General features: G+C 62.8%; 22 protein-coding genes. 17 read left to right on the forward strand and 5 right to left on the reverse strand.

Going from position 1 to position 22,408, the window contains the following annotated elements; translation table 11 throughout:
- Positions 1-34: 34 nt before the first annotated feature.
- Both F561_RS25200 and F561_RS0109365 read left to right on the forward strand, forming a co-directional pair.
- Positions 35-727 carry a ribonuclease HII gene (locus tag F561_RS25200; protein ID WP_157451701.1) on the forward strand — a complete coding sequence of 231 codons (693 nt, stop codon included), beginning with the start codon at positions 35-37 and terminating at the stop codon, positions 725-727.
- A gap of 141 nt (positions 728-868) precedes the next feature.
- Entirely contained in the window at positions 869-1,099 is a 231-nt protein-coding gene (locus F561_RS0109365) for a hypothetical protein (protein ID WP_019009698.1), read from the forward strand.
- Positions 1,100-1,244: 145 nt separating this feature from the next.
- On the opposite strand, the gene F561_RS0109370 is transcribed toward F561_RS0109365, so the two are convergent.
- Positions 1,245-1,979 (reverse strand): hypothetical protein, encoded by a 735-nt coding sequence (locus F561_RS0109370; protein WP_019009699.1) that lies wholly within the window; start codon positions 1,977-1,979, stop codon positions 1,245-1,247.
- 169 nt (positions 1,980-2,148) lie between these two features.
- Between F561_RS0109370 and F561_RS0109375 the strand changes: the two genes are divergently transcribed.
- The 14 genes from F561_RS0109375 to ftsZ all read left to right on the forward strand — a co-directional run bounded on the left by F561_RS0109375 (position 2,149) and on the right by ftsZ (position 18,656).
- Entirely contained in the window at positions 2,149-2,709 is a 561-nt protein-coding gene (locus F561_RS0109375) for an MOSC domain-containing protein (protein ID WP_026298753.1), read from the forward strand.
- Positions 2,710-2,917: 208 nt separating this feature from the next.
- On the forward strand, positions 2,918-4,723 hold the full coding sequence (gene lepA, locus F561_RS0109380; RefSeq protein WP_026298754.1) for a translation elongation factor 4: 1,806 nt from the start codon (positions 2,918-2,920) through the stop codon (positions 4,721-4,723).
- A gap of 108 nt (positions 4,724-4,831) precedes the next feature.
- Positions 4,832-5,899: an RNA ligase (ATP) gene (locus F561_RS0109385; protein ID WP_019009705.1), complete on the forward strand. Its 1,068-nt coding sequence runs from the start codon at positions 4,832-4,834 to the stop codon at positions 5,897-5,899.
- A gap of 273 nt (positions 5,900-6,172) precedes the next feature.
- Positions 6,173-7,333, forward strand: coding sequence for a sensor histidine kinase (locus tag F561_RS0109390; RefSeq protein WP_245556482.1), 1,161 nt, complete (start codon positions 6,173-6,175; stop codon positions 7,331-7,333).
- Positions 7,330-7,914: a response regulator transcription factor gene (locus F561_RS0109395; RefSeq protein WP_026298755.1), complete on the forward strand. Its 585-nt coding sequence runs from the start codon at positions 7,330-7,332 to the stop codon at positions 7,912-7,914. The genes F561_RS0109390 and F561_RS0109395 overlap by 4 nt, the downstream gene beginning before the upstream one ends.
- Positions 7,915-8,042: 128 nt before the next feature.
- The gene (locus F561_RS0109400; protein ID WP_157451703.1) at positions 8,043-8,543 is read left to right on the forward strand and encodes a hypothetical protein; all 501 of its coding nucleotides are present in this window, start codon (positions 8,043-8,045) and stop codon (positions 8,541-8,543) included.
- A gap of 72 nt (positions 8,544-8,615) precedes the next feature.
- Positions 8,616-9,800 (forward strand): pyridoxal phosphate-dependent aminotransferase, encoded by a 1,185-nt coding sequence (locus F561_RS0109405; RefSeq protein ID WP_019009709.1) that lies wholly within the window; start codon positions 8,616-8,618, stop codon positions 9,798-9,800.
- Between the two features lie 84 nt (positions 9,801-9,884).
- Positions 9,885-10,637 (forward strand): AIM24 family protein, encoded by a 753-nt coding sequence (locus F561_RS0109410; protein ID WP_019009710.1) that lies wholly within the window; start codon positions 9,885-9,887, stop codon positions 10,635-10,637.
- Between the two features lie 155 nt (positions 10,638-10,792).
- Complete coding sequence (gene murG / locus F561_RS0109415; protein ID WP_026298756.1) at positions 10,793-12,040, forward strand: undecaprenyldiphospho-muramoylpentapeptide beta-N-acetylglucosaminyltransferase; 1,248 nt, start codon at positions 10,793-10,795, stop codon at positions 12,038-12,040.
- A gap of 165 nt (positions 12,041-12,205) precedes the next feature.
- Positions 12,206-13,600, forward strand: a complete 1,395-nt coding sequence (gene murC / locus F561_RS25205; protein WP_019009712.1) for a UDP-N-acetylmuramate--L-alanine ligase — start codon at positions 12,206-12,208, stop codon at positions 13,598-13,600.
- Complete coding sequence (locus F561_RS0109425; protein WP_019009713.1) at positions 13,597-14,487, forward strand: UDP-N-acetylmuramate dehydrogenase; 891 nt, start codon at positions 13,597-13,599, stop codon at positions 14,485-14,487. Before murC ends, F561_RS0109425 begins: the two co-directional genes overlap by 4 nt.
- On the forward strand, positions 14,484-15,245 hold the full coding sequence (locus F561_RS0109430; protein WP_019009714.1) for a cell division protein FtsQ/DivIB: 762 nt from the start codon (positions 14,484-14,486) through the stop codon (positions 15,243-15,245). Before F561_RS0109425 ends, F561_RS0109430 begins: the two co-directional genes overlap by 4 nt.
- Complete coding sequence (gene ftsA, locus F561_RS0109435) at positions 15,242-16,621, forward strand: cell division protein FtsA (protein WP_019009715.1); 1,380 nt, start codon at positions 15,242-15,244, stop codon at positions 16,619-16,621. The genes F561_RS0109430 and ftsA overlap by 4 nt, the downstream gene beginning before the upstream one ends.
- A 961-nt stretch (positions 16,622-17,582) precedes the next feature.
- A complete protein-coding gene (gene ftsZ / locus F561_RS0109445) occupies positions 17,583-18,656 on the forward strand; it encodes a cell division protein FtsZ (protein ID WP_019009717.1) in 1,074 nt (357 codons plus the stop codon).
- A gap of 188 nt (positions 18,657-18,844) precedes the next feature.
- Here ftsZ and pfkA read toward each other — a convergent pair whose 3' ends face one another.
- The 4 genes from pfkA to F561_RS0109475 form a co-directional block, all read right to left on the reverse strand.
- The gene (pfkA, locus tag F561_RS0109450; protein WP_019009718.1) at positions 18,845-19,849 is read right to left on the reverse strand and encodes a 6-phosphofructokinase; all 1,005 of its coding nucleotides are present in this window, start codon (positions 19,847-19,849) and stop codon (positions 18,845-18,847) included.
- A 108-nt stretch (positions 19,850-19,957) separates the two neighbouring features.
- Positions 19,958-20,950 carry a 16S rRNA (cytidine(1402)-2'-O)-methyltransferase gene (rsmI, locus tag F561_RS0109460; RefSeq protein WP_019009719.1) on the reverse strand — a complete coding sequence of 331 codons (993 nt, stop codon included), beginning with the start codon at positions 20,948-20,950 and terminating at the stop codon, positions 19,958-19,960.
- Between the two features lie 10 nt (positions 20,951-20,960).
- Positions 20,961-21,197 carry a hypothetical protein gene (locus F561_RS0109465; RefSeq protein WP_019009720.1) on the reverse strand — a complete coding sequence of 79 codons (237 nt, stop codon included), beginning with the start codon at positions 21,195-21,197 and terminating at the stop codon, positions 20,961-20,963.
- Between the two features lie 117 nt (positions 21,198-21,314).
- Positions 21,315-21,743, reverse strand: a complete 429-nt coding sequence (locus tag F561_RS0109475) for a hypothetical protein (protein WP_019009721.1) — start codon at positions 21,741-21,743, stop codon at positions 21,315-21,317.
- A 167-nt stretch (positions 21,744-21,910) separates the two neighbouring features.
- Here F561_RS0109475 and F561_RS0109480 point away from each other — a divergent pair, with 167 nt between their 5' ends.
- The gene (locus F561_RS0109480) at positions 21,911-22,351 is read left to right on the forward strand and encodes a 23S rRNA (pseudouridine(1915)-N(3))-methyltransferase RlmH (protein ID WP_019009722.1); all 441 of its coding nucleotides are present in this window, start codon (positions 21,911-21,913) and stop codon (positions 22,349-22,351) included.
- Positions 22,352-22,408 lie beyond the last annotated feature (57 nt).

The raw sequence follows: 22,408 nt of genomic DNA on the forward strand, positions 1-22,408 counted from the left end.
TGGCGGCAGCAGTGGGGTGCGCTAACTTGGGTTGGTGTCTTCTCCTGTACCGTCCGTGACTCCCGATTGGGCCTTTGAGCGAGAGCATTGGCGGCGCGGCGCCTTCCGGGTGGCGGGGGTAGACGAGGCTGGACGCGGGGCATGGGCAGGACCGGTCACCGTGGCCGCCGTGATCCTGCCCGGTCTGGCCATGGAATATCCCTTCAGAGACAGCAAGCAACTGACGGCGGCACAGCGGGAGCGGTACGCGGCACAGGTACGCGAAGTGGCCTTGACGTGGGCGGTAGAGCACGCGTGGCCCGACGAAATAGACCGGCTGAACATCCTGGGGGCCACCCACGCCGCCGCCGCACGCGCCCTCGCCCGCCTGACTCCGGCTCCGCAGGCCCTGATCACCGATTACCTGAAACTCCGTACTCCCCTGCCCCTGACTGCCCCGGCACGGGCCGACGCCCTGAGCTACACCGTGGCCGCCGCCAGCCTGCTGGCCAAAACCGAGCGTGACCGCGTGATGCTGGAACTGGACGCCGAGTATCCGGGGTACGGATTTGCGGCCCACAAGGGCTACGGCGCTCCTGCCCACCGCGCCGCGCTGGAGCAGTTGGGCGTGTCGCCGCAACACCGCCGAACCTTCGCCCCTATCGCCCGTTTGCTGGCACAGACAGAGGCGGACAGCCTGTTTGCAGACATTCCGGGCAACCCCACCAATGATCTTGGGAAAAGCTGAAGGAAACGGGACCACGGAGACTCCGTAGGCATTCCCGCAGAACCCAAGAGAGAGGGGGATCACATTGGCGTTGATTCAGGCAGGGACGGCCACGCACCGGGCGGGCAGTTCAGGCCGCAACCCACTCGCCAGGAGACCATCATGGACAACCGCAGTATTTCCAATCTGCTCACCATCGCCGGATTTGCTTCCATTCTGGGTTCTATCGCCATCTGGGCCGCGCAGGGCGGGCAGGACAAGGACGCCGAAACCCGCGCCCACGGCGAACGCTTCGGCATCTTCGTGGGCCTCTGGGCACCCACCTTCTTTATTCTGGCCAACCGCTACAACCGCGCCGCACTGGAAGACGGTCGCAAGATTTTTGAGAATTGAGACTGGCCCAACCCCCAGTCTGACCTGAAGCACGTTGCAATGGAGACAAGGCTGACTGCCTATCCATTGCAACGTGTTTTTGTTGCTCGCTCAGCCGAAGCACCTGGCATCAGAGTCCCGATATTCCGTTTGTTGCCCTCTGCTATCAACGTGTGACTGGCAGGTAACGCCAATTCACATCGGTCAGGGGCTGCGAACTGGCAACTGTGACAATCGGGGCAGCAAGTTCAGGTTGCCCGGTTCTGATTTCCAGCGTGTTCCAGCCGCGTTTGAGGTCGTAATTGACCTGTACGGTGCCGCCCAACGTGCTGCCGTCGTTGCGGGCAAAGGTACAGTTGAGGATTCCGGTCAGACGCACGTCGCGGTCGGCGTAGGCATGGGTGCGCGTGGTGATCAGAATGTCCTGCGAGGTCACGCGGTTGCTGATGGCGGCGCTGGCGGGCAGCAGTTGACCCATGACTGGCCCGCCCACACCATCGGCGCTGAAGGTGCCACCGCTGAGCACCAGAACGCGGGCATTTGGGGTGCTGGACACCGGCTCGCCGCTGCATCCCACGCCGCGAATCTGGTCGGGCAGAACGCGGGGCACGGTGGGGAGGGTTTCCAGATTGCTCCGGCTGGGGAGGCTCGGCGCAGCGGGCAAACCAAGTCGGTAGGTGCCGTCGGCGGCCACTGTCGCCGTTGCCACGGCCCTCGCCTGTCCGTCCACGTCTGCCATGAATACGGCAGTTCCTGCAATGGGCGGAAACACGATGACGCCTCCCACACTGACCCCGGCCACGTTCTCCACACTTGCAGAGCCGCAGGCGCTCAGCAGAGCCGCACACGCCAGGGCGGGCAGCAGGCGACGGGCAAACAGGGCAACGGGAGGGCGCGTCATAAGTCTGACAAGAATCTTAACGGGTTCCCAGGTTAAGAAATCCACTTTCGAGTGGCTCAACACACAGACTCCCCCCCATTAGATAAAGCCAGATGAAAAATAAAGGCAGGTGAAGCCGGGCCAGGAAGTGAACCAGAAGACAGCTCCGGCGTCCTTAAACTGGATCGCAATGAATCTCACTCCTTCTGTCCCGGCCAGGGTCGCTTCGGTGGCCGCCAGTTCCACACATAGCTTCAGCAAGCAGCCTTTATCTGCCGTGCGCCTGCTGGCCGGACTGGGCGTGCAGGGCGACACCCACGCAGGTCACACCGTTCAGCACCGCTCCCGCGTGGCCGCCGATCCCACGCAGCCCAACCTGCGCCAGGTGCACCTGATTCACGCCGAATTGTTGGACGAACTGAACGCAGCAGGCTTCGGCCTTCATCCCGGCGATCTGGGCGAGAATCTGCTGACACGGGGCGTAGACCTCCTGGGGCTGGCGGTGGGTACACGGCTGCATGTGGGCGCGGAGGCCGTGATCGAGGTGACGGGCCTGCGAAATCCGTGCAGCCAGATCGAAGCTTTTCGGCCCGGATTGTTGGCCGCCGTACTGGGGCGTGACGAAGCCGGAAACCTGATCAGGAAGGCCGGAATCATGGGCGTGGTGGCCGTGGGCGGCGAGGTCAAGCGGGGCGATTCGGTTCAGATCGAGTGGCCGCCGCTGCCTCATAAGGCGCTGGAACGGGTCTGAATTTGTGAGTGGTCAGTGGTGAGTAGTGAATGGTCAGTGTTAGGTGGGAAAGGCGTAGTGGACGCAAGAGTTGGTTTCCCAACTGCTCTAAAAATCCAAAACCGCTGAGCCACAGATCAGCCGCAGATCAATCGCGCCAGATCCATCAAGTAAAGGCTGTGTTGGCCCGCGTCCTATTCCTTTTGCCGCTCCCCGCTACACTGCGTGGGTGAATGTTCGGAATTTTTCAATTATTGCCCATGTGGATCACGGCAAATCTACGCTGGCCGACCGCATCATGGAGCGGCTCGGCGCGATGGGCGAGCGAGACAAGCGCGACCAGACCCTCGATACGCTGGAGCTGGAGCGCGAGCGCGGCATTACCATCAAGTCCACGCCCGTTCGCCTGACCTATGTGCGGCCCCCGCAGGAAGACGGCAGCGGCGGCGAAAGCTATACCTTCAACCTGATCGACACGCCGGGGCACGTGGATTTCAACTATGAAGTGTCGCGCAGTCTGGCGGCCTGTGAAGGCGTGCTGCTGCTGGTCGATGCCTCGCAGGGCGTGGAAGCGCAGACCATCGTGAATGCGTACCTCGCCATCGACTCCAATCTGGAAATCATTCCGGTCATCAACAAAATTGACCTGCCTGCCGCTGACCCGGAAGGCGCGGCGCAGGAACTTGAAGACGTGATCGGCATTCCCGCCGAGAGCGCCGTATTCGCGTCGGGCAAATCGGGCATCGGCATCACCGAGATTCTGGAAGCCATCGTAGACCGCATTCCGCCGCCCCCCGGCGACCCCGAAGCCCCCCTCAAGGCCCTGATTTTCGATTCTTTTTATGACGCCTATCAGGGCGTGATCCTGTTCGTGCGGGTGCTGGAAGGCACGCTGACGCCCAAGCAGCCCATCATGCTGTTCAACTCGGGCAAAACCTTTGATGTGGATAAACTGGGCACCTTTACCCCCGGACTGATCGTCAGCGATTCGCTTCCGGCGGGGTCGGTGGGCTGGGTGGCCGCAGGCATCAAGGACATCCACGACGCGCAGGTGGGCGATACCCTGACCCAGAAAGACCGGCCCACGCCGGAGCCTTTTCCGGGCTTCAAACCCGCGCAGCCGGTGGTATTTTCGGGCCTGTATCCCACCGATACCGAGGATTACCGCAAGATGCGGGACGCGCTGGAAAAGCTGAAGCTGAACGACGCGGCCTTTACCTTTGAACCCGAAACCTCGGAGGCGCTGGGCTTCGGCTTTCGCTGCGGGTTTCTGGGCCTGCTGCACGCCGAAATCATTCAGGAACGTCTGGAGCGCGAATACGATCTGGACCTGATCGCCACTGCGCCCGCCGTGGTGTACCGAATTACGCTGACCAACGGCACCATTTTTGAGACCCAGAACCCGGCAGAATTTCCCACCCGTGACCGGATCACCGCCACCGAAGAGCCGTACATCAAACTGAGCATCATGTTGCCCGAAGAGCACGTGGGGCCAGTGATGCAACTGCTTCAGGAACGCCGGGGCAGCATGATCACCATGAACTACGTGGGCAAGCGCGTGGAACTGCTGTATGAAGTGCCGTTTGCCGAGATTCTGTACGATTTCCATGACCGCCTGAAATCCATCAGCCGGGGCTACGCCAGCATGGATTACGAGCAGACTGGTTACCGAGACGGCGACCTGCGAAAAGTGGACATCATGGTGAACAACGAGATCGTGGACGCCCTCGCCGTGATCGTGCACGAGGACAAGGCTTACAATATTGGCCGCAAAATCGTAGACAAGATGGCCGAAGTGATTCCGCGCCAGATGTTCCCGGTGCCCGTGCAGGCCACCATCGGCGGCAAAATTATTGCCCGCGCCACCGTGAAGGCCTACCGCAAAGACGTGCTTGCCAAGTGTTACGGCGGCGACATCAGCCGCAAAAAGAAACTGCTGAACAAGCAGAAAAAAGGCCGCGCCCGCATGAAGCAGATCGGAACTGTGGAAGTGCCGCAGGAAGCGTTCCTGGCGGTGCTGAGTACCGACGAGTAAGCACAGCCAATAAACCCAGCCAGATAGCGGATTGCCGTTCCCACGTCGGGGGCGGCATTCTGGCTGCTGGGCCATAAAACTTGAGCGTGCCCAAAGGGAGAACTTCAAATGGCGCAGCGGCAAGTGATCAAGGCACAGGCACAGCTTTTTCCCCATCCGAACGCGGAACGGCTGGCGCTGTGCAAGGTAGGAACTTTTCAGTTGGTGGTGCAAAAAGGCCAGTTTCAGGACGGCGACCTCATCGTGGTTGCGCCGGAGCGGGCGCTGTTGCCGCCGCAATTCGCGGGCCTGTACACCAACGCCGAAACGGGCGTGTCCTATCTGCACGGCCCGGACGCCAACCGCGTGGTCAGCATGCGGCTGCGGGGCGAGCGTTCTCAGGGCGTGATCCTGCCGCGAGAAGTGCTGGAAGCGCTGGGACTGGCCGACCTGCCGCTGGGAGAAGACCTGTCGGAGCGGCTGGGCATCACGTTTTATGAGCCGCCTGTGCCCATTTCTATGGCAGGCGACGTGGAGAACATGAGCGGCGTGATGGGCGGCGGCTACAGGCACCATGACGTAGAACAGTTCGGCATCTATGAGCGTGAATTTGTGCCCGGTGAAGCGGTGGTCGTGACCGAAAAACTGCACGGCTCTCAGGGCATCTATTACCGTGGGGCGGGCGGGCAATGGGTCGTGACCAGCAAAGGCCTGTCCCAGCAGGCGCTGGGGCTGAAGGAAAATGCCGGAAACGTGTACTGGCAGGCCGCCCACGCTACCGGGCTGTTTGAAGCTGTCGCCGCCGCATACCCGCATGGCCCAGAGGTGCAGCCCAAAGAGGTACAGGTCTTTACCGAAGTGCTGCCCGTGCAAAAAGGCTACAGCTACGGCCAGAGCGGGCCAACCTTGCGGGTCTTCCGGGTCGTGCTGGACGGCAGGGAGCAGCCCTTTGCGGACTGGGAAGGCTGGTTCAGGGAATGGGCCGTGCCGCTGATTTATGCTGGCCCCTTCGACGCCGCCCTGATCCGTACCTTCAAGGATGGGCCGGAAACCGTGTCAGGGCGCGGGTTGCATACCCGTGAAGGCGTGGTGGTGGCCCCCGCAACGGCCCGCAAAGCTGCTGACCAGACGCCGTTGCGGGTCAAACTGATCAGCGACGCCTACGCCAAGAAAGAAACTGGTGACGAATTGAGCTAGATGAAGACTGAGTCAGAAAGAAATGCGTACCCGCCTCAATCCTGAATAAAGGCTGTGAAACAGCGGGTAAAGGGCATCAGCCTTGGCCCTCCGTCTGGTGCGTCGGCACTGTTCTTACAAGCAGCCTAAGAGTGAAAAAAGCCCTTCTGAACGGCAGTCTTCTGTAACCCATCGGCCCACCCATCGGGGGCGGGGTCTGGGGGGCTTGACACCTGAGAAGTCAGCAGCTAGGTCGTGACGGTTCTGTCAGACCCCGGCGGCTAAGCTGCATTTATGAGCACACGTGATGCCAGCATGAGGACTGTCCCCCACGGGACGGCGACTCGGCTGGTGTCCGGAACTTCGGCTCAGAGGCGGCGGGCCACCCTGCGCGGGCAATTCACGCTGGTTATTTTTTTGCTGGCCTTCCTGCCCAACCTCGTTCTGACCTTCACGGCGCAGCCCAATGTCCCCACGCTGACGCTGGTGGCGTGGATGCTCCTGGTGGGTTTCCTGTGTGCCCTCACAGGCTACGTCCTCAGCGGCGCTCTGCTGCGGCCCCTGAGCCGCCTGGAGGCGGAAGTGCAGCGCGGCGACTTTGCCCAAGCACATGCCGACGACCCCGCCGAAATTCGTGCCCTGCGCGGTGCATTTACCACCCTCATCGACCGCCTCGGCACCGAGCAGGGCCGCCGCAGCGCCTTTATGGCGACGCTGGTCCACGACCTGAAAACGCCACTGATCGCCACTGGGCACCTGACCTACGCCCTGACCACCTACCCGCTGCCCGAACCCGAGCGCCGCGAAATAGGCGTGCAGATTCAGGCCGAAACCGCCCGCCTGCTGGCGCTGGTGCAGCAGATGGCCGATGCCCACCGCTTCGAGCGTGAAGACGTGCAGGTACAGGCCACCCAGACCGATCTGCGCGCCCTGCTGGATGGTGTGGCCCGCCGCGTGGCTCCCCAGGCCGAAGCACGCGGCCTGAGCCTCGGCGTCAGCGGCAGTGGATCGGCCCCCGTAGACGCCCCCGTGATGGAGCGGGCCATTGCCAACCTCACCGAAAACGCTGTGCGGTATGCACAGACAGAGGTGCAGTTGTCGGTGACGCCGCAGGGCATCAGTGTGCGGGACGATGGCCCCGGCCTCAGCGGTGATCTGGCCGACCTCGCGCAACCTTTCAATGCTCAGCCTGCGCTGATCGCGGGCCAGCACTACACCGCCGGAACTGCCGGACTGGGCCTGTTTATCGTGCGGCGCATCGCCGAGGCGCACGGCGGGCAACTGCTGTACGAACGCCACCCTCCAAACCTGCTGAATCAACCTGACCCACATCCACCGCCATCGGTACACGACCCCACCCCAAGTCCTTGCCCACCTGCGCCACACATCGTTTCAGACGCATCCCCTCCCTCCTACTCCCTGTTTACCCTGACCCTTCCGGAGGTCACCCCATGAGACTAGTTATCGCAGACGACCACCCCTTGTTCCGTATGGGCCTCAAGTACGCGCTGATTCATCAGGGATTCGATGTGGTGGCCGAGGCCGCCGACGGTCTGGCCGCGCTGGATGCCTGCCGCCTGCACCAGCCCGACGCCGCTCTGCTGGACGTAAAAATGCCCGGCATGACCGGCATCGAGGTCTGCGAGAAGCTGCGCCTGAGCAACCCCAACGTGGTCAGCGTCCTGATCACCACCTTTTCCGAACCCGCGATCGTGCAGGCCGCCCGCGCCGCTGGAGCACGCGGCTACGTCAGCAAGGAAACCGATCCCGAAAGCCTTGCCCGCCAGCTGCGCGACATCGTGGCTCACCCCGAAATCGACCGCCTGCCGCATGTGGACGTGCCGCGCCTGACGCCCCGTGAATCCGAAGTGCTGCCGCTGCTGGCCCAGGGCTACAGCAACAAAGAGATTGCCAAGAATCTGGGGGTCAGCCCCGATACCGTCAAAGACCATCTGGCCCGCCTGTACGCCAAGCTGGACGCAGGCGACCGCACCGAAGCCGTCAGCCGCGCCCGTTCCATCGGCCTGCTGCACTAAGGATTCAAGACTTCCGGAAGGAGCGCTTCGGCGCTCTTTTTGTTGCCCTGAACCGCTGGCCTGAGGTGGCAGCACGCATCTCTGCTTGCAAAATCTGTGCAGGCATCCAGAATGAAGACGTGATAAAGATGACCGCCCGAACGCTCCTGCTGGCTGCTCTTTGCGGGAGCGCGGAATTGGGAACTGCCGACGCACAGGCCACGCCAGCCCCGAAAGAACCTGTCACCGTTTGGGGCAGTCTGAGTACGGAGTTCTTCATTCTCCCCAGCCTCAGCGCGGGTGTCAGCGTCGGGGTAGGGCAGGCGGGTCCGGCCAGTCTATCGGTGCGCGGGATGGCTGATTTGACGTATGTCCCACTGCCCGACGTGACGACACCGCTCTTGCCCCTGATCGGCGCCGACCTGCTGTTCAGTGGACTGGTGGGCAACCTCACTGTTTACGGCGGGCCGGGGGTGGGTACGTTGCTGGGTCAGGCCTTCTGGGTCAGCGGTACGGCGGGCCTGCGCAACACCTTCGGCAACTCACGCTGGGGCTTTTTCAGCGAAGTCCGGGGGCGATATGCGTTCGATCTGGCGGGCAATGGCTTCCTCTCCCCTGGCACCCGCCTTGGCCTGACCTACCGGTTTTAGGTCTTTTCGTCGCACATCCACCCACATAGATTCCTCCCCACCCGCGTCCGGGCTGCCGGGTACACTCTCGGCATGACCACTGCCGCCCCATTTGGCCTGTCCACACGCGCCCAAAGCCTGAAACCCTCCTCCACGGTCGGCGTCACCACCCGCGCTCTGGAACTGCGGCGGGCAGGCATAGACGTGATCAGCATGAGTGTGGGCGAGCCGGATTTCGACACCCCCGCGCATATCAAGGCGGCCGCCATAGCAGCCATCGAGTCGGGCAAGACCAAATACACGGGCGTCAACGGAATTCCCGAACTGCGCGAGGCCATCAGCGCGAAGTTTGCGCGGGAAAACGGCCTGAGCCACGCGCCCGACGCCGTGACCGTGACCAGTGGCGGCAAGCAGGCCCTCTTCAATGCCTTTTTTGCCCTGCTGAATCCCGGCGACGAGGTGCTGATTCCTGCTCCTTACTGGGTCAGTTATCCAGAAATGGTGGCGTTTACCGGGGCGGTTCCGGTGGCCGTGCCCACCACCCCCGAAACGGGGTTCATCCTCGATCCGGCGGAGCTGGAAGCCCGCATTACGCCGCGCACCCGCATGATTGTTCTGAACAGCCCCGGCAATCCCACTGGCGCAGTGTTTTCGCCGGAGGTGCTGCGGGCGGTGGCCGAATTGGCAATTCGCCACAACCTGATCATCCTCACCGATGAAATCTACGAGCATCTGGTGTACGACGCCGAGCAGGTCAGCATCGGCACCTATGCCCCCGACCATACCCTGACCATCAACGGGGCCAGCAAAGCGTATGCCATGACCGGCTGGCGCATCGGCTATGCGGGCGGGCCGAAAGCCGTGATCGCCGCCATGAACGCCATCCAGTCTCAGAGCACCAGCAATGCCAGCAGCATCAGCCAGTACGCCGCGCTGGCCGCCCTGGAGCAGTTCGAGGCCACCAACGAATTCATCGGCATGGCCCGCAGCGCCTACCGCCAACGCCGCGACCACATCGTTGCAGGCCTGAATGCGCTGGGGTTGCCCACACCCACGCCGCAGGGGGCTTTTTACGTGATGGCCGACACCACCAGGCTGCACCCGGACGAACTGGAAGCCGCCCGCCTCATTCTGGACGAGGGCCGTGTGGCCGTGGTCCCCGGCACCGATTTTGGCGCTCCAGGCCAGGTCCGCCTCAGCTACGCCACCAGCCTGGAGCAGATTGAAGAAGTTTTGCAGCGGATTGGTGGGGTGTTGGCAAAACAGAACGCCACATAAGCCGTCTTTATTTTTTCTTTATCTTCACCTTCCTCCAGGGGTCGCTATGGGAACGCGGGTCACACTCTGTCCGTATCTCACACCATGACCAACATGACCCCCGGTGCCGATGGCAGCTACAACCTCCGTGATTTTCTGGTGCAGACCGCCGAGCGTGACAATCCTGGCGACGTGTTCGAGCTGGAAAGCAGCAAGATGCTCGAAGTTCGCGTGGATGGCCGTATCTGGAGCAAGCTCGGCGCGATGATCGCCTATAAGGGCAACCTGAATTTCAAGCGCGAGGGCACGCTGGAAGGCGGCCTGATGAAAGCCCTCAAACGCGCCGTGAGTCAGGAAATGAGTCCACTCGCCAAAATTGAGGGGCGCGGCGTGGTGTATCTGGCCGATCAGGGCAAAGAGGTCAGCATCTTGCGGCTCCAGGGCGACACCCTGAATGTCAGCGGCAACGACCTGCTGGCCTTTGAAGACAGCGTGCGGTACGACATCACCATGCACCGCCGGATCGCAGGCATGGCGGCGGGCGGACTTTTCAGCGTGCGGGTGCAGGGGCACGGACTGGTGGCGATCCTGAGTCACGGCAAGCCGCTGACCCTGCGTGTCACGCCCAATGAACCGCTCTTTACCGACCCCAACGCCACCGTTGCGTGGAGCGGCAACCTTCAGCCCCAGCTGCGCGTGGATTCCAGCCTGCGCTCTATTTTCGGGCGCGGCGGCGGCGAAACCTACCAGATGGTGTTTCAGGGAGACGGGTTCGTGGTGGTGCAGCCCTACGAAGAATTCGAGCAGGGCCTGGGGGGAGAGAGCAAGGGGGGCGGAATCAGCGAACTGTTTGATTGATCGGTTGATTGAGTGGAACACAGGAGCGTGGACCATAGAGCGTGGCAACACTCCAACCACGATCTATGGTCCACGCTCTTCTGTCCTATCTCTACATCCCACCTGACCCACCCGCCCCCGGCGCTACACTCCTTGCCAATGAGTCAGGTGATCCGGTGAGTCTAATAGTCATGGCAACGGGCGGCACGGGTGGGCACATCTACCCGGCAGTCGCGACGGCGCGGGCGCTGATAGCGCGTGGGCATTCAGCGCTGATCCTGGGGCAGCGGGGCGGCATGGAAGAGCGCGTGGCCGCCGAACAGGGCCTGCCGTTTGAGGGCGTGGACGCAGGCAAGCTGGCCCGCAGCGGGCAGGGCCGCCCCGATCCCCGCGAACTGCTGAAGGCTGGGCAGGGTGTGTCGCAGGCGCGGGCTGTGCTGGGCCGCCTGAATCCCGGCGCGGTGGTTGGCTACGGCGGATTTGCCAGCTTGCCAGGAGTGCTGGCCGCCCAGAGTCTGGGACTTCCCACCGTACTGCACGAGCAAAACGCCCGGCTGGGCCTCACCCAGCGGTTGGCGGTCTACCGGGCCAGAGCAGTGGGCACCGCCTACGAACGCGTGATCGGCCTGCCGCCTGCCAAAGCCACGATGGTCGGGATGCCCACCCGCGAAACCCGTATGAGTCGCGCCGACGCCCTGGTGCAGTTGGGCCTGCAGGACGGCCCCCTCACGCTGCTGGTTATGGGAGGCTCTCAGGGATCGTTGGCGCTGAACAATGCCGTGCCAGACACACTGCGCCATGTACTGGGCGAGGAAGGGCTGCTGGGTGCAGGCGCGGGTGGTGGTATTCCGCAGATGAGTACGCCCGTGAGTACCGCTACCAGAACGGAGCTGCGGCCCGGAGCCGGACTGACCCAGATCAATTTCGACTTTACTGACCGGCACTTTACCGGCTCACACTTTGCCGCCGGAGACTTCGGCGGTACCGAGAGTCCCGCCGTACAGGTCCTGCATTCCACCGGACCACGCTGGCTGGGTGAGGTGGCCCCCCGCGTGCAGGATCTGGGCTGGTATCACCCCACCGGGTACGTGGACGCGGTGGCTGCATGGTCGGTGGCCGATCTGGCGATCACGCGGGCAGGCACGGGCACACTGGCCGAGGCAGCCTTTCACGGCGTCCCGCTGATCATGATTCCTCTGCCCGAATCGGCTGAAAATCACCAGTACCACAACGCGGCGGCGGTGCAGGCGGCGGGCGCGGGACGGATGGTCGAGCAGCACCGTGTGGGCGAGGCACTGGGAGCCGCGGTGTTAGAGTGTGCGGCGTCAGGCACGCGAACCGCCATGCAAGCGGCGGCCCTGTCGCGCTCTCCTGTAGGCGCAGCCGACCGCTTTGCAGACCTGATCGAGCGGCATCTGAACTAGCCCCGTCCGGTCGCACCTGACACCCCCAAACCCATGACTGACCCTGACCCTGCCTCTGTTCCGTCCACATCCGCTGCCGCTGGACGGCCCCAATCCGCTCTCTCGCCCGAAACACAATCTGATTCGCCACTCCAGTCCGCCATCCCGCCGCGCCACTACCACCTGATGGGCATCGGCGGCATCGGCATGAGCGCCTTTGCCCGACTGTTGGCGGCGCGTGGCCTGCGGGTCAGTGGGTGCGACGCCCAGATCTCGGAACTGACCGCCCAACTGACTCTGGAAGGCATTCCAGTGGCCCAGCATCACGCCGCTGCACACATCACGGCCCAGCCTTACGGCCCCGTAGATGTGTTGGTGGCGTCGGAAGCAGTGCCTAAAGATCACCCGGAAGTGTTGGCGGCCATTGCAGAGGGCGTGCAGGTTCAGCCGCGCATGTCCCTGCTGGACGAACTGTTGTCGGCTGGCCCCAGCGTGGGCGTGATCGGCACGCACGGCAAGACCACCACCACGTCCATGATCGCCATCGCCATGCAGGGCGCGGGTCTCGATCCGGCGGCCTTTGTGGGCGGGATCGTACCCGAATTCGGCAGCAATGCCCGCGTGGGCGCTGGCCCCTTTGTGGCCGAGGTGGACGAATCGGACCGGGCCTTTGCGCTGCTGGGCTGCGAAACTGCCGTATTCACCAACGCCGAGGATGACCATGTGGGCGGCAACCTCGCCACCTACTGGGAAACGGTCGAAGAGCAGCACGCCGGATTTGCCCGCTTCGTGTCTCAGTCGCAGCGGGTGCTGGCCTGCGCCGATTGGCCGGGGTTGGATGAGCTGACGGGCGGCGCACCCGAACGGCTGACCTACGGACAGGCGGAGGCCGCCGACTACCGCGCCGTGGATGTGCGGCCCGACCCCGACGGCACGGCGTTTACGGTGACCTGGCAGGGTCAGGTTTTGGGTGAGGCACGGGTGGGGTTGCCCGGAACCCACAATGTGCTGAACGCGCTGGCAGCGCTGGCGGTCACGCACCTGTACGGCGGAGATTTTGGGGCCGCCGCCGCAGCTCTGGCCGCCTTCCGGGGGCCAGGACGCCGCTGGCAACATATCGGCACGGCGCGTGGGGAAGCAGGCGGGGCACTGGTGGTGGACGATTACGCGCACAATGCCACCAAGGTGGCTGCCGCAGTGCAAGCCGCTCGCCAGACCGGGCGGCGCGTGCGGGTGGTATTCCAGCCTCACCGCTACCTGCGGACCCAGCAGTCGTGGCCCCGGCTTGCCGACGCACTCATGGACGCCGACGAGGTGCTGATGCTGGACATCGCCGCCGCCTCCGAAACCCCGATAGAGGGCATTCACGCCACGCTGATTTCGGGCCGCATGACCGACAGTGGACACGGCGGCGTGACCTATATGCCTGACCGTACAGAAGTGGTGCGCTACCTGCGCGAGTCGGCCCAGCCTGCCGACATCATCGTGACGATGGGCGCAGGCGACGTCTGGAAGCTGGCGCGTGAAGTGGTCGCTGCCGAGGCGGTACAGGTCGGGGCAGACGCCGAGGTCAAGCGATGACGACCTCGGCAGCAGGTTCGGTGAGCCGCACCGGAGCACGGGTGGAACGCCTGCCACTGGCCCGCTACACCACGCTGGGAGTGGGTGGAGAGGCCGAGGTCTGGTTCGTGTCTACCCACGACCAACTGAATGAGGCCGTGCAGCAGCCCTACCGGATTCTGGGCGGCGGCAGCAATCTGGTCATTGCCGACGAGGGCCTCAGCGAGCGCGTGATTCGCCTGAGCGGGCCACTGGCCGAGGCCGATCTGACCCCCGATCCGTCCCTGAGTACGCCCGATCAGATTGTCACCGGGTGGGTAGGCGGCGGGGTGCCGTTGCCGGGGCTGATTCGCAAACTACAAAAGCTGGGCTGGTCCAATCTGGAAGGCACAGTCGGGATTCCGGCGCAGGTGGGCGGCGCAGTGTGGATGAACGCGGGCACACGCTACGGCGAGATGTTTGACGGCCTGCATACGCTGGAAATCGTGACGCCGGAAGGCACGCGCAGGGTGACGCCCGACGACCTGAAGTGGGGTTACCGGGACAGCGGCATCCCGCGCAACCACATCGTGTCGCGGGTGCGCCTGAAATTGCGGCCCAGCACGCCCGGCGCTGTGCTGGACGCCATGAATTTTGCAGATGAGGCCCGCAAGGGCCAGCCCAAAATGAAGACCCCCGGCTGCGCCTTCAAGAATCCGGGCGGCGTGAGTGCCGGAAAACTGATCGACGAGGCGGGTCTCAAGGGGCTGCGTGCCGGAAACGCCATGATCGCTCCCGAACACGCCAACTTCATCGTGAATCTGGGCGGAGCCAGCAGCGCCGATGTGCATGCCCTGCTGGACGCCATTCGCAGCCGAGTTCCCGTGCCGATGGAATTGGAGTACGAGCTCTGGCCGGAGCAGGCATGAGCGGCAGAAAGGTGGGCGAGGGCAACCGCCGCATCACCCCGGAGCGGGCCGAATCTGTGCAGATTGGCCCCGTCCCGGTAACGGCCAGTTCAGCGGACCCTGAGATAGAGCCGGAGTCTGCCTCTCCTGCCCGCCCCCCCAGACCCCGGCGCACCCGCCTCCTGACCGTCCTGGGTCTGACCTTGACTGCCGCAGCCTTGGCTGGCGCATGGTTCGCCCTGCCCATCCGTACCATCACGGTCACAGGCAACCGTCAGCTTTCGCAGGCGCGGGTCCTGGAACTGGCAGGACTGAAGCCGCAATTCGGCTGGCTCTATTACGGTGCCTGGCGGGCACGGACGCTGGTCAGCCATCCCTGGATAGCGTCGGCCAGGATCGTCAAACAATTTCCCGAGTCGGTCAGCGTGGACGTGGTGGAACGGGTGGCTTACGCCCGCTGGAAACGCCCGGACGGAAGCGTGGTGACTCTGGCCGCCGACGGCACCGTGCTTCCGGGCGCGGCTCCCAGCACCAAGTTGCCACTGTTGGGGGGCTGGGGGCCGGACCGTCTGGCAGATGCCCTCTACGTCACACAGCTTTTATCGCGCTACACTGTGCAATCGGTTGCCTATACGCCGTCTGGGGTGACTGTCAAGACAGGCCTCGGCGCGGTGTGGAGCGGTGATTTGAAATCCCTCGTAAAGTATGCTGGGAGTATCAGCATGTACCCAAACAAAAAAATCAACATTTACCCGTGGGGGGTGAGCGTCCAAGAATGAAGGAAAATTCAATCATTGTGGGCCTCGACATCGGCACCACGAAAATCACCACCGTCATCGGGGAAATCGCGCCGGGCGGGACTCTCGACATCATCGGTCAGGGCAGCGTGCCCAGCGAAGGCATGAAACGCGGAAGTGTGGTGAATCTGGAACGCGCCACCCACGCCATCCGCCAGTCGGTCGCTACCGCCGAGCGCGTCAGCGGCGTGAAGGTGGGCAGCGTGTTCGTGAGTGTGGCCGGTAATCATGCCAAGGCAATTACCAGTCACGGCCTGGCTGCCATTCGCCGCAACCAGGAAATTGCCCAGCTGGATGTGGACCGCGCCATAGAAAATGCCCGCGCCGTGCCACTTGATCCGAACCTGGAAATCATCCATACGCTGCCGCAGGAATACGTGGTAGACGGACAGGAAGGCATCAAGAGTCCGGTGGGCATGCATGGCGTGCGTCTGGAAGTGGACGTACACATCGTTGCTGGAACCGCCGGGCCACTGCTGAACCTGCGCCGCTGCGTGCAGGAGGCGGGCCTGAAGGTTGACGGTTTCGTGCTGCACGCGCTGGCCTCGGGCCTCGCCACGCTGGAGGCGTTGGAGCAGACCCAGACGGTCATCGTGATTGATATGGGCGGCGGCACCACCGACGTGGGCGTTTTCAAGCGGGGTAATCTCGCCCACAGCGCCAGCATTCCAATTGGCGGCGAGCATGTCACCGCCGACCTCGCGCAGATTCTGAAAATTCCAATCGAAGAGGCCGAGAACGTGAAGCGCAAGTACGGCGCGGCCCTCCCCGAGCTGGCCGACCAGGATCTCACGCTGGAAATTACCACGGCGTCGGGCAGCACCCACGCCATCAGCGCCTTCGAGTTGTCGCGCATCATCAAGCCGCGTATTGCCGAGATTTACGGCATGATTCGCGACGAGATAGATCAGGCATTGGGGCCGGTGGAGCTTGTGGCCCAGACGGTGGTCATTACAGGAGGCGCTTCACAGCTCCGGGGCAGTGCAGAGCTGGCCCGCGACCGATTCCGCTTGCCTGTGCGCGTCGGTCGCCCACGCGGAATCGGTGGCCTCAGCGACATCGTCAGTAGCCCTGCCCACTCTGCAAGCGTCGGTCTGGTGCTGTACGGCATCGGGCAGGACGGCAAAGTGCCGGACATGATCTTCGAAGGAATGGAGGCGGTTCAAAATGCCGCGCCAGTACCTACAGGCCCAGCTCTGGGCAACGGCATAGGCAACCCCACTCCAGTTATTACGTCGCCTGTGCCGCCTCAGCCCCCCGAGATCACGCCAGCCAAAATAGAGCCGAGCGCAGCACCCAAGAAAGATGGCCCCAGCTTTGGAGAACGCGTCAAAAATATCTTCAAAGACTGGTTCTGACCGGGTTATTCCGGAAAGGTCAGCAACAGCCCCGCTGTTCGCTCCAATCAAGGCAGCACATCAGGGACCAACACTCCTGAAGTGTTATTGCTGAGGCTGTTCTGCCGGGCCGTCATCAGCAGAACAGCCTCATGGACGCCTCCAGCCATCATCCTGTTGGCGAGAAGGTACTCGCGCCACCTGGACAGAAAAAGCCAGATCAATGTGGCAGGCCGTTGTCTAAGGCTCTAAACAAATCGACTTCTGGAATACCCCACTTTAACTGGTGGGGTGTTTTGGGACGGCCAAAGGAATGCCCTCCCGAACTGTGGGTTTTCGTCCCCAGATTAGCCATCACATGAACTCCAATCCAGGATCAGAAAGAATCTCGTACATCCTGATTCTTCCTCTCAATCTGTGCAACCCGTACAGCAGGGCAGGAGACAGAAACGCCAGAGACTTCAAGATGGCACCCCTCTATCAAGAAGCCATTCTAGTTCCACATCATTCACAGGTCGGTCAAACCTCATCTCAAGATGAACCGAGCAAGTACGTGCCAAAACAGTGAGAAAGACTTCACATTTATCTGCCGAAGAGTGGACTGAAGTAATTCGTGGAGAATTGTGTTTTACGCACAATCATGATTCCAAAACGCTCTGGCAGGGATTCAGGGAGCCAACTGTAACCTACTTAATATATTTCACATAGTCTGGTCAGCTTTCTTATCGACTCCCCCATCTCTAGGCATCTGAGTAAAATTTAACTCTTCAGACGAGTACAACGTGATTCGATTGTTCATCCGCTATAGCCAGGGCCAATTCTGCATCTCGCCCATCACCTGCTTGTGCAGTGAGGGGGTCAGCTTCAATCTCAACGCCCAATCGTATGGCTCGTGGGTTAAACTACGCCGAGTAGCGGACAGCTACGGTACGCCCTCAGCGGCAGTACCGGAACGTGCAGTGCCGGAACGTAAGGAGACATAATGCAAGCGGCCAAAATTCGTGTGATCGGCTTGGGCGGGGCGGGCAACAACGCCGTTAACCGCATGATTGAATCAGGACTCGAAGGCGTAGAATTTATCGCCGGAAATACCGACGCTCAGGTGTTGGCAAAAAGCCATGCCGAGGTGCGGATTCAGCTCGGAGACCGCCTGACACGCGGCCTCGGCGCAGGTGCCGACCCGGAAGTGGGCGAGAAAGCGGCCCTCGAAGACCGGGAACGCATCAAGGAATACCTCGACGGCACCGATATGCTGTTTATTACAGCGGGTATGGGCGGCGGCACAGGCACGGGCAGCGCCCCTGTCGTGGCCGAAATTGCCCGCGAAATGGGCGTGCTGACGGTTGCCATCGTCACGCGGCCCTTCAAGTTTGAGGGACCCAAGCGCCTGCGGGTGGCCGAAGAAGGCATCGGTAAACTGGCCGACCGCGTAGACGGCATGATCGTGGTGAACAACGAGAAATTGCTCACTGCCGTAGACAAGAAGGTCAGCTTCCGTGAGGCCTTCCTCATTGCCGACCGCGTGCTGTACTACGGCGTGAAGGGCATCAGCGACGTGATCAACGTGGAAGGCATGATCAATCTCGATTTTGCCGATGTGCGTAACCTGCTTGCCAATTCGGGCACCGTCTTGATGGGCATCGGCGCAGGCCGGGGCGAAAAGGTGGCCGAAGAAGCCGCCATGAGCGCCATTCACAGCCCGCTGCTGGAACGCGGGATCGACGGCGCACGCCGGATTCTGGTCAATGTTACGGGCAGCTTCGACCTGTCGATGACCGACGCCAACGAAATCGTCGAGAAAATCCGTGAGGCCACGGGTTTCGAAGATCCCGACATTCTGTTCGGCATCACCCCAGACGAGGCCGCTGGCGACGAGGTACGCGTTACCGTGATTGCCACCGGATTCAACGACACGCCGATCAGCATCGCCGGGGGCACCAGTGGCCGCAGCAGCATCGAAACCATCGTGAAACCAGTGCGCGGCACCGCAACCAGCACCTATGACCCCAAGGATTACGACATCCCCGCCTTCCTGCGGAACGTAGAACGGGAATAAACCACAACCGGACCGGACTGCTGCCCAACTGAAGGCCGTCCGGTCTGATCTCTCTCGGCTCTGACTGCTGCTCAGGCACCAAAACGCCAGATCAGGAGAAGTTTCTACAAGTTGTACCGATCACAGTGAAAAGCCAGCCACCCCATTTGATTGGAGCGGCTGGCTTTTCATGATCCTGCCAGGGTGTGCTATACGCTCAGGGTTTTGGCGCAGCGGTACAGGTCGCGGTTGACATCCTTGCGTTTCTCCCACGTATCGTGCAGCGGAATGTGGCTGATGCCTCCGCCCTGCCGCCCCACCATCACGTCACTCCTGCCGTCCATCAGGGCGTAGACGGCAGCTTCTCCGAGTCGGCTGGCCAGAACGCGGTCACTGGAAACAGGCGTCCCGCCGCGCTGGATGTGCCCCAGAATGCTGACGCGGGTTTCCTGGCCCGTGCCCTCGTGAATGGCCTTGCTGACGCCCTCTGCGCCGCCCGGATAGCCCTCGGCCACAATAATGATCGAGCTGGCCTTCCCTTTGGCGAGGCTGGCTTTCACGATGTCCACCACGCCGTCTACGGGCTTGGCATCTTCAGGGATAAAGACTTCTTCGGCCCCGCCCGCGACTGCCACGTCCAGCGCGATGTGTCCGGCATGGCGTCCCATGACCTCAATCACGAAGATTCGCTCGTGGCTGGCTCCGGTATCGCGCAGTTTGTCTACGGCGTCGAGGGCCGTTTCGACTGCCGTGAAGTACCCGATGGTGTGGTCGGTGCCGTACAGATCGTTGTCGATGGTGCCGGGCACGCCGATCACGGGAAAGCCGTGTTCCTGCTGCAAATAATGTGCGCCGTGAAAGCTGCCGTCGCCGCCGATGACAATCAGACCGTCTACCTTCCAGTCACGCAGGTTCTGTGCGCCTTTGGCCCGACCTTCGGGGCTGCGCCACGTATGAGAGCGGGCCGTGAGCAGGATCGTGCCGCCACGCTGAATGGTGTTGGCAACGTCGCGGGGGCCGATCAGGGCCATATCACCCTCGTGCAGCCCCTGAAAGCCCCGGCGTACGCCCACGACTTCGATGCCGTTGTGGGTGGCCGTACGCACAACGGCGCGGATGGCCGCGTTCATGCCGGGTGCGTCTCCGCCGCTGGTCAGGACGGCCACACGTTTCAGGCCGCTGGAATTGGGATATTGGGTATCTGGTTCAGTCATGGTGGGCCTCGGTAGGTTGGAGGGAAAGCAGGAAAATGATGGGAAAAGAGGCGTTCAGGACTGTTGCGCCGAGTTGAACCCGGCCCGCGTCACGCCGTGGACCTCGGCTCAGGTGGCCTGAACCTGGGTGACCTGTAAGGCCAACGCGTAAGCGTCATTCTTACGCAAACCCTGCCGCATGAGTGCGTCACGTATATCCCTGACGCTCTGCCCCGCTGCTGCCCACGCTCTGGCCTGCTCTGCCGGATCGGTCACGGGCTGCTCTGGGTCCGGTTCGCCCTCTGGTCTGCCCGCCACCACCATCACGATTTCTCCGCGTGCACCTGCCTCAAAGTGCGCTGCCAATTCAGTCAAGGTGCCGCGCCGGGTTTCCTCGAACCGCTTGGACAACTCCCGCGTCACGCTGGCTTGCCGCAGTGGGCCGCAACTGGCCGCCAGATCGGTCAGGGTGGCGTGCAGGCGGTGAGGACTCTCGTAGATGATGCTGGTTTCGGCACGCGCCGCCACCGCGCTCAGGCGAGTTTTGCGGTCTTTGCCCGAACGCGGCAGGAATCCCTCGAAGGTAAAACGGGCGTTGTCCAGGCCCGACAGCACCAGCGCAGGCACGAAGGCCGTGGCTCCGGGCAGCACCTCTACAGGCACCCCTACAGCGATGGCCGCCTGCACAAGTTCTGCACCGGGGTCACTGATCCCCGGCGTGCCTGCATCGCTGACGTAGGCAAGGCGGGCGTAGCGTTCCAGCACCTGCGGGGCGCGGCGCATGGTATGGGCATCCAGCCGCACCAGCGGTTTGCGAATGCCCAGATAGGACAGCAGCGCCCCGGTACGGCGGGTATCTTCGCAGGCCACAGCATCGGCGGCCCGCAAGACCTCTATGGCCCGCAAGGTCAGGTCGCCCAGGTTCCCTACGGGCGTCGGCACCAGCCACACCCGCGCCCCCTCTGGAATGGGGCTGAGGGGGGGCAGATCGGCGGGGGCCTCTGCCTGCTCTGCGGCAGATGACTCCAGCCAGTCTTCGTCCGTGTCCTGTCCTTCTGGGGACAACGCCTGCACATCCTCTACCCGGTCTTCACCTGCTCCCCCTTCATCGGCCACATTCATCGTTGCGGGCCTACTCATCGGACGGTGGGCGGGATGTCGTGCCTTCCAGCTGCCAGTGAGACATGGCGAGACCCGGCGTGGGCTTGACCCGCACCCGCACCTTGCGTGGGCGCTTCAGGGCGCTGGTGATGCGGGCGCGGAGCAGTTCGGTTTCACCCACCGTGACCGTGACCACCGTGCCTTCGGGAAGGCGTGCGCCGATCAAAACCACCACTCCATCTTCCACGATGCCCTTGTAGGCCCTCATAGGTGCGCTCCTTGCTTGGGGTACTGCTGGCAAACACTGGCAACCTTCATACCTCTCAGGATACGCATCCTTGCGGCCTCCATCCCGTAGACCCTCACCCTTCGCGTCCCGGCGTCTTCACGCTTCACGCCCCTGTGCGCGGCGCTGACGGCGTTCAGCATTGGACAGGGCCTCGCGCAGGGCCACGATTTCGCTTTCCCGCGCTCCGCCTAATCGGGCGAACCGGTCGATCACCTCGGCAGCCTCGCGGCGGCGGTCCAGGCGCAAGAGGATCAGGCCCAGATGTTCTCCGCCCACGAAATAGGCGCGGGGGCTGGACGGATCGGCAGCCACCTGTGCCCGCGCCGCCGCCAACCGCTGCACCGTGACGCGGTGACGCGTGACCTGCCAGCGAACCACATAGGCCGCCAACGAAAAGGTCAGGACGGCACCCAGCATGGACGCCCCCAGCACCTCGGGCACGCCCAACTGAGCGCCCAAACGCACCGTCAGCGGAAAACTGAACGACAGCACCACCAGTACCGCCAGAGTCGCCGCGTAGTTCAAGCACACCTCCCGGTTGGAAGTGGAAGCCAAAGCAAAACGGACATATCCACCAGTTTAGCGGGCGGGGCGTGCCTGCGCTGTATGCCTGTGTACTGCGGAGAAGTTCCCCCCCGGCGGGTCAGGCAAACAGCTTCTACCCCACTGCCACCTTCTGCCACACTGCCCTCATGAGACTGCACCTGATTACCGTGGGCGAACCCAAACTGGCCTATGCCCGCGCAGGCTGGGACGAGTACGAAAAACGCCTGCGCCGCTATCACAAATTGACCGTGACACGGGTGGCGGGCAAAACGCAGGCGCTGGAAAGCGAAGCCGTGCGCCGCGCTGCCGGAAAAACGCCGCTGATCCTGCTCGATCCACGCGGCCAGCAGTTCACGTCGGAAGGGCTGGCGGCGTATCTGGACGGGCAGGGGTTGGGCGGCACAGGAGAGCTGGCGTTTGCCATCGGCGGCCCGGAAGGCCACACCGACGAGTTGCGGGCCGGAGCCTACGCGCTGTGGAGCCTGGGCACCCTGACCCTGCCACACGATCTGGCGATGGTGGTGCTGGCAGAAGCGCTGTACCGGGCAGCAACGATCAGCGCGGGGGAACCGTATCACCGGGGATGAAACGTGAGTGGGTAGTGGTGAGTGGTCAATGGAAAAAGATCAAGGGCACAGAGGAGA

The organism is Deinococcus aquatilis DSM 23025 (assembly GCF_000378445.1).
GTDB lineage: Bacteria > Deinococcota > Deinococci > Deinococcales > Deinococcaceae > Deinococcus > Deinococcus aquatilis.